The sequence below is a fragment of the Pseudoxanthomonas sp. 134C1 genome (assembly GCF_057773065.1).
This window is the reverse complement of the sequence record NZ_JBYMTH010000002.1, coordinates 413416-426632: the sequence shown is the minus strand read 5'-3', so window position 1 is coordinate 426632 and position 13217 is coordinate 413416. Positions and strand designations below refer to the sequence as shown.

General features: G+C 68.3%; 11 protein-coding genes. 8 read left to right on the top strand and 3 right to left on the bottom strand.

Annotation, left to right across the window (positions count from 1 at the left end; translation table 11 throughout):
* The first annotated feature begins 59 nt into the window (after positions 1–59).
* From AC3DEZ_RS05815 to rsfS, 4 genes are all read left to right on the top strand, one after another.
* A complete protein-coding gene (locus AC3DEZ_RS05815; protein ID WP_488387379.1) occupies positions 60–635 on the top strand; it encodes an LPS-assembly lipoprotein LptE in 576 nt (191 codons plus the stop codon).
* Complete coding sequence (gene holA / locus AC3DEZ_RS05810; RefSeq protein WP_488387378.1) at positions 625–1656, top strand: DNA polymerase III subunit delta; 1032 nt, start codon at positions 625–627, stop codon at positions 1654–1656. Before AC3DEZ_RS05815 ends, holA begins: the two co-directional genes overlap by 11 nt.
* Before the next feature lie 72 nt (positions 1657–1728).
* Positions 1729–2406: a nicotinate-nucleotide adenylyltransferase gene (nadD, locus tag AC3DEZ_RS05805; protein ID WP_488387377.1), complete on the top strand. Its 678-nt coding sequence runs from the start codon at positions 1729–1731 to the stop codon at positions 2404–2406.
* Between the two features lie 31 nt (positions 2407–2437).
* Positions 2438–2860: a ribosome silencing factor gene (gene rsfS / locus AC3DEZ_RS05800; protein ID WP_447105142.1), complete on the top strand. Its 423-nt coding sequence runs from the start codon at positions 2438–2440 to the stop codon at positions 2858–2860.
* Between the two features lie 70 nt (positions 2861–2930).
* On the opposite strand, the gene AC3DEZ_RS05795 is transcribed toward rsfS, so the two are convergent.
* The gene (locus tag AC3DEZ_RS05795) at positions 2931–4487 is read right to left on the bottom strand and encodes an alkaline phosphatase PhoX (protein ID WP_488387376.1); all 1557 of its coding nucleotides are present in this window, start codon (positions 4485–4487) and stop codon (positions 2931–2933) included.
* A gap of 119 nt (positions 4488–4606) precedes the next feature.
* On the opposite strand from AC3DEZ_RS05795, the gene rlmH reads away from it, so the two are divergent.
* A complete protein-coding gene (gene rlmH, locus AC3DEZ_RS05790) occupies positions 4607–5077 on the top strand; it encodes a 23S rRNA (pseudouridine(1915)-N(3))-methyltransferase RlmH (protein WP_488387375.1) in 471 nt (156 codons plus the stop codon).
* Positions 5078–5223: 146 nt separating this feature from the next.
* Here rlmH and AC3DEZ_RS05785 read toward each other — a convergent pair whose 3' ends face one another.
* Together AC3DEZ_RS05785 and AC3DEZ_RS05780 are read right to left on the bottom strand one after the other, a co-directional pair.
* Complete coding sequence (locus AC3DEZ_RS05785; protein ID WP_488387374.1) at positions 5224–5886, bottom strand: energy transducer TonB; 663 nt, start codon at positions 5884–5886, stop codon at positions 5224–5226.
* 226 nt (positions 5887–6112) lie between these two features.
* Entirely contained in the window at positions 6113–6853 is a 741-nt protein-coding gene (locus tag AC3DEZ_RS05780) for an SIMPL domain-containing protein (protein WP_488387373.1), read from the bottom strand.
* Positions 6854–7004: 151 nt separating this feature from the next.
* Here AC3DEZ_RS05780 and AC3DEZ_RS05775 point away from each other — a divergent pair, with 151 nt between their 5' ends.
* The 3 genes from AC3DEZ_RS05775 (at position 7005) to AC3DEZ_RS05765 (ending at position 13184) form a co-directional block, all read left to right on the top strand.
* On the top strand, positions 7005–7574 hold the full coding sequence (locus tag AC3DEZ_RS05775) for a Maf family protein (protein ID WP_447105147.1): 570 nt from the start codon (positions 7005–7007) through the stop codon (positions 7572–7574).
* A gap of 96 nt (positions 7575–7670) precedes the next feature.
* On the top strand, positions 7671–9158 hold the full coding sequence (gene rng / locus AC3DEZ_RS05770; protein WP_488387372.1) for a ribonuclease G: 1488 nt from the start codon (positions 7671–7673) through the stop codon (positions 9156–9158).
* 144 nt (positions 9159–9302) lie between these two features.
* On the top strand, positions 9303–13184 hold the full coding sequence (locus AC3DEZ_RS05765) for a YhdP family protein (protein ID WP_488387371.1): 3882 nt from the start codon (positions 9303–9305) through the stop codon (positions 13182–13184).
* Positions 13185–13217: the final 33 nt, after the last annotated feature.

The window sequence follows — 13217 nt, the reverse complement described above, 5'->3', positions numbered from 1 at the left end:
TTCACCTGCGGTCGGGCTAGGCTATTGCCGCCTTCCGCGGCCTCGTCCAGACTTCGCCCATGATTCGAACCCGACTCGTTGTCGCCGCCGCCCTGGCCCTGCTGCTGGCAGGTTGCGGTTTCCATCTGCGCAATCGCATCGCGCTTCCCTCCGATCTGGGACCGGTTCTGGTCCGCTCCTCCGCGACCTACAGCGACCTCGCTTACAAGCTGGTGCGCGGGTTGCAGGTGGCCGGTGCGGACGCGCGGACCCCGACGACCGAGGAACTGGCGGCGCAGAAGGCTGCCCGCGCGAATGGAGAAACAGTGCCCAGGAACGCCGAGCTGGTGATCGTCTCCGAGCGCTGGGGCAATCTGCCAATCGCGGTGGACGGATTGGGCCGCGCCCAGGAATTCAGCCTGCGCTACGCGGTGGTGTTCGTGTTCCGCAAGGCCGACGGCACCGATCTGGTGCCGCAGCAGGTCGTCGAGCTGTCGCGCGACTACGTGTCGCCGCCCGAGAACGCCACCGGCACCACCACCGAACGCGAGATCCTGGCCGACGAACTGCGTCGCGAAATGTCCGCGTCCATCCTGCGCCGCGTCGACGGCGTGGTGCGCGCCGGCCAGATGGTCAAGCCGGCCGATGGAACTTAAGCCCGAGCAGATCGCCGCACGCGCCGACGAGCCGCTGTGCCCGGCCTACCTGATCGCCGGGCCCGAAATGCTGCGGGTGCTGGAAGCCGCCGACGCGGTGCGTGCGCAGGCGCGCGCGCAGGGCATCGGCGAGCGCGAGGTCTTCGACGCCGACGGCCGCGATTTCGACTGGGACCAGCTGGATGCCAGTTTCAACGCCCCCAGTCTGTTCAGCGCACGCCGCCTGGTCGAAGTGCGCCTGCCCAGCGGCAAGCCGGGCAAGGACGGCGCCGAGGTCATCAGCCGGTTCTGCGCGAACCCGCCGCCGGATGTCGTCCTGCTGATCACGGCGGGCGAGTGGTCCAAGGCGCACCATGGCAAATGGGCCGATGCGATCGCGCGGATCGGGATCATCGCCGTTGCCTGGGCGATCAAGCCGCACGAACTCCCCGGCTGGATCGAAAGCCGCCTGCGCGCGCGCGGCCTGCGCGCCGACCGCGATGCGGTGCAGACCCTGGCCGAGCGCGTCGAGGGCAACCTGCTGGCCGCCGCGCAGGAAATCGACAAGCTGGCCTTGCTGGCGCAGGGCGAAAGCCTGTCGGCGCAGGCCATGCAATCGCTGGTGGCCGACGCCGCCCGCTACGACGTGTTCCGCCTGACCGACGCGATGCTGGCGGGGCAGGGACCGCAGGTGTCGCGGATGCTGGCCGGCCTGCGTGCCGAAGGCGAAGTAGTCGCCGGGTTGATGCCGATGGTGGTCAAGGAACTGCTGCGCACCGCCCACCTGGCGAGGGTGCAGGCCGCGGGCGGCAACCTGGCCGCGGAAATGAAGGCCCAGGGCATCTGGGAGTCCAAACAGGCGCCGTTCAAGCGCGCCCTGCAACGGCATGCGGCCGCGCAGCGCTGGGAGCGTTTCGTCGCCGAGGCTTCGCGCATCGATCGCATCGCCAAGGGACGCGCGCCCGGAGATGCCTGGGTCGCGATGGAGCGCCTGCTGCTGGCCGTGGCCGAGGCGCGCGCGGTGCGCCTGCTGGTGGCCTGAGCCGGGGGCTTTCCCGGTGACGGCGATCCCCGCACACTGGTTCCGACCCCCGGCGGGCAGTCCAGACTTCGCATGCTCCATCTCTTCCATGGCGGCACCTTCGACCCGGTCCACAACGGACACCTGGCGATCGCCCGCGCCGCCCGCGACGAACTCGATACGCTGATCGCGCTGACACCGGCCGCGGATCCGCCACACCGCTCGCCGCCCGGTGCCAACGCCGCGCAGCGGGCGCGGATGCTGGAACTGGCCATCGACGGCGAGGCCGGCCTGCATGTGGATCGGCGCGAACTGCGGCGCGCGCTGCGCCATCCCGGACGCCGGTCCTATACCGTCGACACGCTGCGCGAACTGCGTGGTGAACTCGGCGCGCGGACGCCGATTGCCTGGCTGGTGGGGGCCGACAGCCTGGTCGGGTTGCCGTCCTGGCACGAGTGGCGGGCGCTGTTCGAACTGGCCCATTTCGTGGTGGCGGAGCGTCCGGGCAGCCCGTTGGACGGCGAGTTGCCGGTTGAACTCGCCGCCATACTCGCCGGCCGCTGGACCAGCGGCGCAGGTGATCTGCGTGCGTCTCCGGCCGGCCGGATACACCGCCTGCACCAGCCACTCCAGCCGGAGTCGGCCAGCGACGTGCGCCGGCGAATCGCCGAAGGCAGGCCTTGGGAGGATCTGGTCCCGCCCGCCGTGGCCGCCTATATCGCGGACGAACGGCTGTACTTCACGTCGGCGGCCGTGGACGGTCCGGTATAATCACGCCCGAGTTCCCGGAGTCACCAGACCTTTGTCCAGCCAAGCACAAGTCATCAAGACCCGCCTTCCCAGCCCCCCGCCGGCCGTACCGGTCCTGCTCGCCAACGTGCATGCGGCGGTCGAAGAACTGAAAGCCAAGGATGTCGTCGAAATCGATGTACGCGGCAAGTCCAGCGTCGCCGATTTCCTGGTGATTGCCTCCGGCACCTCCACCCGCCACGTCAAGTCGATCGCCGACGAAGTGGTCAAGTTCGCCAAGAAGCTCGATGTCATGCCGTTGGGCGTGGAAGGCGAGCGCGAGGCCGAGTGGGTCCTGGTGGATCTGGGTGACGTGATCGTTCATGTCATGCTGCCGCGCGTGCGCGAGTTCTACGCGCTGGAGCGGTTGTGGACGGTGGGCGATCAGCCGCCGGAGCATGACGAAGTCGAGACCGGTGCCGAAGATCGCCTGTAGGCGGCTTCCGCTTGCGCGATGAAACAACGGCGCCGAAAGGCGCCGTTGTCGTATCCGGTGGATGCGGACGTTACAGCGGACCGCGCTCCCACGGCCCCGTGATCGCGAAGGTGATGCCCGGGGTCTGGATGTTGACGAACAGGGTGCGCGACAACGGATCCCAGCACGCGCCGCAGAACTCGGTGTCGCGATAGTCGTCCTCGGCGATCGTCTTGCCGGCGTTGGCAATCTCGGTCGAGGTCACCTGCACGTTGTTCTTGCACAGGTAGAACGATTCGCCCGCGCGGGTCAGGCCGATCAGGCGCGCGCCGGGGCCGTATTCGTCCGGGCTGGCGCCGCCGTCCTCGCACAGCACCACGCCGCCGCGCGCGCTGACGGTGATGTTGTCGGGATTGTGCGCGGCCAGCTGATGGCCGCTGACGAACAGCGCCTTCAACTGCTGGGTGAACAGATCCAGCACCCACACCGCGCCATTGCCGCGGCCCTTGCGGCCGCGCTCGTCGACGCCGGTGCTGGTGTCGACGATGAACATCTTGCCGTAGCTGTACCAGATGCCCTCGCCACGGCTCATGCGCAGTGCGCCGTCACTCCAGGCCTGGGCGAACGGACCGCTCAGCGTCTCGCCGGCGGAGATGTCCGGGAAGCCCGCGGGAGCGGCGATGGTGTCCAGATCCGGTTCCGGGACATCGACCCACTCCAACTGATATCGGTCGCCGATGGTGGCCACGGTGAGATCCGCATTGCGCTTGCCACGCACCCGCGCGGCCTGCAGGCGACCGCCGTTTTCCAGCGAGCCGTTGCGGCCACGGCGGTCATTGGGGATGAACCGGTACAGGCCGGCCTTGTTGCGATCGTCCTCGGTCAGATAGACGATGCCGGTGCGCGGATCCACCGCGACCGCCTCGTGGCTGAAACGGCCCAACCCCACCAGCGGGCGGCCGCTGGTGCGTTCGTTGTCCGGATCCACTTCGAACACGTAGCCGTGTTTGCGGCCGGTGCTGGAGGTGGCGTCGGTCTTGATTTCCTCGCAGCTCAGCCATGTACCCCACGGCGTCAGGCCGCCCGCGCAATTGACCAGGGTGCCGCCGAGACTGGGCTCCAGCGCGTTCCAGCCATCGCCGATGCGATAGGTGAGCGTGGTCGTGCCGCCGCCGGCCACCTGGCTGCCATCGACGGTACCGGTGTCGTACATGCCGGGCGCGCGGATGGGAGCGCCCGCGCCGCGTTCGTGATTGCGGATGAGCACGTATTCCAGACCACCGTGCCCGTGGCCATGCCCCCGTCCGTGCCCGTGGCCGCGACCACGATGCGCCAGCCGGGTGGCGACCACGGCCATGCCGTCGTGCCGATCCGGGCAGGGCTGCCCATCGTCCATGCGATCGCCGCTCCAGCCGAACGAGCGGTAGCTGAAGCCGCGCGGCAATTGCAGCAGCGGCAGGCCGGTGGTGCGGTCGGCGACCGGTGCGATCGGACCGTAGCGGCTGGGAACGGGGGACAGGCGCACCGATTCGGTGGCGGCGAGGGCCTGGCGCGAATACAGCGCGCCCAGACTGCCCATGGCGCCCACGGCCATGGCGGCGGCGCTGCCCTTGAGGACGTTGCGGCGGGCAGGATCGAAGATGGTCATCATGCGACTCCAGCTGGCGGGGAGTCGGTGACGCTAGGCATTCCGTGTAACCGTCGGATGACAAAGGCATGACGCTTGCATGCGGCCCGACGAAAGCGTGGCACCGGTATCATTGCCGCATGAAGAGCAGGTTGATCGCCACCGGCGAACGCGCCCCGGCCTGGGTGGCGCAGGGTTTCGCCGAATACCAGAAGCGCCTGTCGCACTGGCTGCCGTTCGAACTGGTGGAAATCGAACCCGGCCTGCGCGGGAAGGGCCGGGATCCGCAGCGTGCGATCGAGGACGAAGGCAAGCGGGTGCTCGCGGCGATACCGAAGAACGCCCACATCGTCGCGCTGGAAGTCACCGGCAAACCGTATTCCTCCGAACAGCTCGCGCAACGCCTGGAGCACTGGCGCGGGCAGGGGCGGGACCTCGCCTTCCTGATCGGCGGTCCGGAAGGCCACGCCGCCGACGTGCTGGCCGCCTCGCACGAGAAGTGGTCACTGAGCCCGCTGACCCTGCCGCACATGCTGGTCCGGCTGGTGGTGGCCGAGCAGATCTACCGGGCGGCGGCGATGCTGGCGAATCATCCGTATCATCGGGCCTGAGCCGGCCTCAATGGCCGTGATCACAACTGTTGCGAACATTCGTTCGGACAAGGTGCCACGTCGCGTTGTGAGTATCCTTGCCAAGGGATTCCAACATGAAGAAAGGCCCGCCGAAGCGGGCCTTTATCGTCTTGCCTACGTGGGAATCAGCGCAGTACGAAGTCGATGGGAACCAATCCATAGGCTTGCACCGCAATGCCATCACGCAGAGCGGGCTTGAAACGCCAGTGCTTCAACACATGCTGACGCGCCTCGCGGTCCAGATTGCGATTGCCACTGCTGGTTTCAATAACCACGTCCAACGGGGCGCCATCCACATCCACCAGTATGCGCAGCACGACAGTACCTTCGATACCGGCACGGGCTTCGGCGCGTGGATACGGCGGTGCCGGCGCTTTCACGTATTGCAGGCTGGAGCCGACCATCGGTGAAGTATTGACCGGTCCGATATCGCCGGTGGGGGCGGAATCGACTACATCGCTGGTGGCCGCGAGCGTGCCCTGATCGATGACCGGAGCAGTATCTGGAATGTTCGTCGGCGCGGCCACCGTCGGAGGCGTCATCGGAGTGGGGACGCGCTTGTCCGTGGAGGGCTCAACCGGCTGTGGCGGCACAGGTGGCGGGAGAATCGGATCGGCCGGCAGGGGGATCGGCACTCGCTGCTCGACGATCTGCGCGATCTGCGGCGCCGCCATCGGCATCAGCAGCAGGAGGAGGGCGAACACGTGCAGGGCGATGGCCGCGGCGATGGCCAGGATGCGGCCGATGTCCAGACGGGTCGGGGTGCGGAAGGGTAGTGCGCGAACCATGGTCCACCTCCTGAAGGGCTGTGACAGGAACAACGCTCGGCCGCGGAAAGTGGGGTTGCAACGTTCCCCCGCGCCGCACCTCCAGACTGTACTCCGCTGTGTGGTGGCCGCAAGAGGGGGGCGACCAAGGTCGTAGGCCCCGGCCCGGCGCCAACCGGAGCGGGTCGCCGGAAACGACGACGGCGCCCGTGGGCGCCGTCGTTGCGGATGTGGCGGATGGCTGGACTCAGCGGCCCAGTTCGAACACCACGTCCAGGTTCACCGACAGGGTGGTTTCGCCGGGAGAGACCGGAGTGGACTCCATCCGGCCGGCCTTGGCGTCCATCGCCATCGTCATCATCGGCACCGGGCGGAAGCCGCCGCCGCCCTCGGAGATGCTGACGATGCGGCGGACCCGCAGGCCCAGCGCCTTGGCGTAGGTCTCGGCGCGAGCCTGGGCCTTCTTCAGCGCGGCAAGGCGGGCTTCGTCGTAGACCGGCTCGGGCTGGTCGATTTCGAAGCTGGGACCGTTGATCTGGTTGGCGCCGACCGCGGCCAGCGCGTCCAGCACCTTGCCCAGCTTGGCGATGTCGCGGACCTTCAGGCTGACCGTGTTGCTGGCCTGGTAGCCGGTGATCTTCGGCGGCTCGTTCTCGGCGTAGCGGTACTGCGGGTTGAGGCTGATGCCGCTGGTCTGGACATCCTTCTCGGGAATGCCGGCCGCCTTGATGGCGGCAACCACCTTGGCCATCTGCTCGGCGTTCTGGCGCATGGCGGCGTTGCCGTCGGCGGCCTGGGTGACCACGCCGGCGGACAGGGTCGCCACGTCGGGCACGCGCGAGGCCTCGGCCTGCGCCGAGACGTTCAACAGGGTACCGTCGGCCGGCACGGCGTAGGCGGGAGCGGTCTGCGCTTGGGCAGTCATCGTGACGGTTCCTAGGGCCAGGGACAGGGCGAGCAGCAGGGGGCGGAGCGGGTGGTGGCGCATGGTTTCTCCTTGTATGCGTCGGTGGCTTGGGGCCAGTGGGAATGAAGCGTGTTCAGTACACGATGAACGCGTTGTGAGTCGAATCGGGTTTCGCTGTCCACGGGAGCGCTCAACCGGCGTTCAGTCAGTCGCCTCAGGTTATCCTTTCCCGATGTTGCATCTGGCCTCCCAATCCCCCCGCCGCGCTGAATTGCTGACCCGCCTGGGCCTGGACTTCGGCCGCATTGATCTGGACATTCCGGAACACCGCCAGCCGGGTGAGCCCGCCGAAGGTTACGTCCGCCGGGTGGCCCGCGAAAAGGCCGGGGCCGGACTGCTGAAGGTGATGACCGTGCCGGGCGCGGTGGTGCTGGGCGCCGACACCGAGGTGATCCTGGACGACGAAGTGTTCGGCAAGCCGGCCGACGCCGTCGATGCCGCCGCCATGCTGCGGCGCCTGTCGGGGCGGACCCACCTGGTCATTTCGGCCGTGTCGGTGGTCAGCGCCGCCCGCGAGGAGCAGGCGGTGTCCGTTTCCGAGGTGAGCTTCGCCGACCTGTCGGACGCGGACATCGCCGCCTATGTCGGCAGCGGCGAAGCAATGGGCAAGGCAGGCGCCTACGGCATCCAGGGACGCGCCGAGCAGTACGTGACCCGTCTTTCGGGCAGCTTTTCGGGCGTGATGGGACTTCCCCTGCACGAGACCGCGCGCCTGCTGCGCGCGTTCGGAGTGCTGGCATGACGGCAGGCGCGGCGCCGCCCGCCCTTGTTCCGCCCCATTTCCCGGAAACGGCCATCGCCGCCGCTTCCCTTCTTTTTCCTTCCATCGGACGGTGACATGAGCGAAGAAATCCTGGTCAATGTCACTCCCCGCGAAACCCGCGTCGCCGTCATCGAGAACGGCATGTTGCAGGAACTGCACATCGAACGCGGCTGGCGCCGCGGCGTGGTCGGCAACCTGTACAAGGGCAAGGTCCAGCGGGTGATGCCGGGCATGCAGGCGGCATTCGTCGAGGTCGGCCTGGACCGCGCGGCCTTCCTGCATGCCAACGACATCGTGCGACCGGCGCCGGTCGCCAATGGCGAGGCCGTCGAAGCGCCGCTGCCGCCGCCGCCGTCGGTGCCCATCATGGACCTGCTGCGCGACGGCCAGGACGTGGTGGTGCAGGTGGTGAAGGATCCCATCGGCAGCAAGGGCGCACGGCTGACCACCCAGATCAGCATCCCTTCGCGCTATCTGGTGCTGCTGCCGCAGTCGAAGGTGGTCGGGGTGTCGGCGCGCATCGAGGACGAAGCCGAGCGCCAGCGCCTGAAATCACTGGTGACCGATCTGGCCGCGACGCATGGTGGCCACGGCTACATCATCCGCACCAACGCCGAAGGCCAGCCGGCAGAGGCGCTCGCCGAGGACATTTCGTATCTGGCGCGGGTCTGGGCGCTGGTGGAACAGCGCAGCCGCGATGCCGCCGTCGGCGCCTGCATCTACGAGGACCTGACACTGCCGTTGCGCGCGGTGCGCGATCTGATGCGGCGCGATGTCGAGAAGGTGCGGGTGGATTCGCGCGAGACCAGCGAGCGGTTGCAGGCGTTCGCGGCCAAGTACATGCCGGTGCTGGCCGAACGCATCGAGCACTACAGCGGCGAACGTCCCATCTTCGATCTGTATGGCGTGGAAGACGAAATCGGCCGCGCGCTGGACAAGGAAGTGCCGCTGAAGTCCGGCGGCTATCTGGTCATCGACCAGACCGAGGCGATGACCACCATCGACGTGAACACCGGTTCGTTCCTCGGCCAGCGCAACCTGGAGGAAACCGTCTACCGCACCAACCTGGAAGCGGCGCAGGCGGTGGCGCGGCAGCTGCGCCTGCGCAATCTGGGCGGCATCATCATCATCGACTTCATCGACATGGATGATCCCGAGCATCGCCGCCAGGTGCTGCGGACGCTGGAGAAGGCGCTCTCGCGCGATCACGCCAAGACCACGGTGTACGAGTTCTCGCCGCTGGGGCTGGTCGAGATGACCCGCAAACGCACGGTGGAGAGCCTGGAGCGCCAGTTGTCCGAGCCGTGCCCGGAATGCGGTGGCCGCGGCAGCATCAAGACCGCCGAAACCGTCACCTATGAAATCTTCCGCGAGATCACCCGCGCGGTGCGCCAGTTCGAGGCCGCGCGCCTGCTGGTGATCGCCTCGCCCAAGGTGGTGGCGCGGATCACCGACGAGGAGTCGCAGTCGGTGGCGGAACTGGAGGAATTCCTCGGCAAGTCGATCCGCTTCCAGGCGGACGAGCAATACCTGCAGGAGCAGTTCGATGTCGTGCTGCTTTGAGGGGAATCGGGAATGGGGAATCGAAAATCGTGAGGGCGCGTCGCGCTTGAACGGCACTGGTTTCCACATGCGAGAGGCAAGGATCGTGCGGCTTTTGCCTTGCCGATTCCCCATTCCCCATTCTCCATTCCCGGCGAAAGCCTGATGCCGACCCCGATGCGCCGCCGCCTGCGTCTGGCCCGTCGTGGTGCCGCTTACGGCATCGCGATCGTGCTGGTGTGCATGGCCGTGGTGCTGGGTATCGCCAGCCAGGTGCTGCCACTGGCCGAACGCCATCCGGAGCGCGTCGCCGCGTGGCTGAGCGAACGCGCCGGGCGGTCGGTGGCGTTCGATCACGTGCAGACCCAATGGACACGGCGTGGTCCGCTGCTGCAACTGGACGGGCTGCGGATAGGCGAAGGCGATGGCGGTGTCCGCATCGGCCAGGCCGAGGTGCTGGTCTCGATGTATGGCGGCCTGTTGCCGGGGCATTCGTTCACCGAGCTGCGCCTGCGTGGTTTGTCGCTGACCCTCCAGCGTGCCGACGATGGCGTCTGGTCGGTGCGTGGACTGCCGGGACAGCAGCAACCCGGCGGGGATCCGCTGTCCAGTCTGGAAGGATTGGGCGAACTGCAGATCATCGATGGCCGGTTGGCCATCGACGCGCCCTCCATCGGCTGGCAATTGCAGGTGCCCGATATCGACATGCGCCTGCGGGTGAATGGCGACCGCGTGCGTGTCGGCGCGCGCGCGCGCATCCGTGCGGACAGCGCGCCGCTGAATGTCGCGGTCGATTTCGATCGCCGCAAGGGCGATGGCCGGGCCTACGCCGAGGTCACCGCGACGGATATCGGCGCATGGTCGCCACTGCTGCGGTATGCCGGCGTGGTGGCCGACCGTGGCAACGGCCAGTTGCAGGGCTGGGTATCGCTGCATCGTCACCGGGTGGTGATGGTCACCGCCGAGGCGCATGTGCAGAAGCTGGGCCTGCGCGGCGCGCCGCTGGTGGGCGGAAGCACGCTGCCGAGGGTGGCGTTCGATCAGCTGGACGGTCGGGCGCGCTGGCGGCTGGCGACCGGTGGCTGGCGGCTGGACGCACCGCTGCTGCGGGTCGGCAGCAATGACCGCACGCAGACCCTGGATGGGCTGTTGCTGGCCGGGGGGCGCGATCTGGCGCTGGTCGCGCAGCAGATCGATGCCGCGCCGCTGTTCGCCGTACTGGGCTTGAGCGATCGGGTGGACGATGACATGCGGCGCTGGCTCGGCCAGGCGCGGCCCACCGCGCGTCTGGCGCATCTGGAAATCGCCGGCAATCGACAGGGTGGCCTGCGCGGGCGCGGCGAGGTCGTGGAAGTCGGGTTCGCTCCGGTCGGTCATGCGCCGGGACTGAGCGGACTGGCCGGTGATTTCGAGGGCGATGCCGACGGCATGCGCCTGCGCCTGAAACCCGCGTCGCGCCTGAGGTTCGATTGGCCCAGTGGTTTCGGCGTGGTCCACGACGTCACCCTGGATGGCGAGATCGTCGGCTGGCGCGAAGGTGCGGGCTGGCGGGTGGGCACGCCCGCGCTGCGGGTGCGCGGCAAGGACTACGGCGCGCAGATGCGCGGCGGCATGTGGTTCCAGAATGATGGCACCCGACCCTGGATCGATCTGGCCGCGGATCTCGATCAGGCCCAGGTGCCGGCCGCCAGGGGATTCTGGATCCATCATCAGATGCCGAAGGCGGCGGTGGACTGGCTGAACGCCGCGCTGGTCGGCGGTCAGGTGAATCATGGCCGTGCGATCGTATCCGGCGATCTCGATGACTGGCCGTTCACGCAGCACAACGGTCGCTTCGAGGCGGTCGCGCGCATCAATGGCGGGCAGTTCAAGTTCCAGCAGGACTGGCCGGCGCTGGAACAGGTGGATGCTGACATCGCCTTCATCGGCAATGGATTCTCCCTGGACGGACGCGGCAGTCTGGGCGGTGTGGCGGTCGAGAAGTTCAGTGCCGGCATCGCCGATTTCCACGAGTCCAACCTGCGGGTCGACGCGGTGACCCGCACCGATGCGGGCCGGTTGCTGGCGATGCTGCGTCAGAGCGCTTTGCAGAAAACCTATGGCGAGACGCTGTCCGATCTGGAAGCCTCCGGAAGCGCGCACGCCACGTTCCATCTGGTGCAGCCCCTGAAGAAGGATTCGCCCACCCGCCAGCGGCTGGAAGGCGAGGTGGAACTGACGACCGCCAAGCTGGCCGGCAAGCGCTGGAATCTCGCGTTCACCGATGTCACCGGCAGGGCCCGCTATGACAATGGCGGCTTCGCTTCCGAACCGATGAAGGTGATGCTGCAGGGCCAGCCCGGGATGCTGTCGCTGCGTGCGGGCACTGGCGTGCGGGATCCGCAGCACGCCTTCGAAGCCGAACTCGCCGCGCGTCTGGACGCGAAGGAATTGCTGGATCGCGCACCGGAAATGGCGTGGCTGAAGCCGTACGTCGACGGGCGTTCGGACTGGAATGTCGGCGTCACCATTCCGCGTGGCGCGGCCAGCGACGCACCGAGCCAGCTGCAACTGCGCTCGCAACTGGTGGGCACCGCGCTGAGCTTGCCCGCGCCGCTGGAGAAACCGGCGTTCGCCGCCTTGCCGACGGTGGTGCGGACCTCGATGCCGCTGGGCAGCGGGCAGATCGAAGTCGCGTTCGGCCAGCGCCTGGCCCTGCGCGCGCGCAACAACGGCCAGCAGACCGGCGTGCGGGTGGTGCTGGGCAGCGACACCGTCGCCGAGGCGCCGCCCGCTTCCGGACTGATCGTCAGCGGACGCACCCGGCAACTGGACGCGCTGGACTGGATCGCGCTGTTCAAGGGCGGCGACGGTGACGGTGACGCCAGCGGGCTGCCGCTGCGCCACGTCGACATCACCGCCGCGCGCCTGCTGTTGATCGGCTCGGTGTTCCCTGACACCCGCTTGCAGCTGGCGCCGGCGCCCAATGCGCTGGCGGTGACCCTGGAAGGACCGGCACTGTCCGGCGGCCTGCTGGTGCCGGACACGCGCGGGGGGGCCATCGTGGGGCGGCTGGCTCGACTGCATTGGCAGAACGCTTCGCCTGCGGGCACTTCGGTGGCCGCGTCTCCGACGCGCGGCAGTGCCTCGGGCAGCGGTCCGGCAACGATCGGCGCACCCGCGCCCGCTGCCGACGACGGCGTCGATCCCGCCGGGATCCCGCCGCTGTCACTGGACGTGGACGAACTGCGCATCGGCGAGGCGAAGCTCGGCAGCGCCCGACTGCGCACGCGGCAGTTGCCTGCCGGCATGCACATCGAACAGCTGCAGTTGCGCTCTCCACAACACGCCATCGACGTGGCGGGTACCTGGCTGGGCCGCGGCGCGCATGCACGGACCCAACTGCAGGCGAAGGTCGACAGCCGCGACTTCGGCGCGCTGCTGGCCGATGCCGGTTATGGCAGTCGGATCCGCGGCGGTCACGGCATCCTGCAAGCCACCGCCGGCTGGCGAGGAAGTCCCGGCGCGTTCCGGCTGAGCGAACTGGAAGGCAGCATCAGCGTGGATGCGCGCGACGGCCACCTGCTGGAGCTCGAGCCGGGCGCCGGGCGGGTGCTCGGCCTGCTCAGCGTGGCCGAACTGCGCCGCCGCCTGACCCTGGACTTCAGCGACTTCTTCTCCAAGGGCTTCGCCTTCAACCGGATGGAAGGCAAGGTCACGCTGGGCAATGGCCTGGCACGCACCGACGCGCTGGTGATCGATGGTCCCGCCGCGGAGATCCGCATCGGCGGCACCACCGACCTGCGCGCGGAACAGTTCGATCAGGTGGTCGACGTGCTGCCGAAATCGGCCAACGTGTTGACCGCGGTCGGCGCGGTCGCGGCCGGTCCGATCGGCGCGGCGGTCGGTGCCGTCGCCAACGCGGTGCTCAAGCGCCCGCTGGGCGAGATGGGCGCCAAGACCTATCGGGTGACCGGCCCGTGGAAACAACCCAAGGTGGAAGCCGTTTCACGCGAGCAATCCCGCGAACAGGCATCGCCGTCCCCCGTGCATGCCGGCTTGCCCTGAACAGGGTTCCATCCGCCTTGCGCTGCTTCGTCT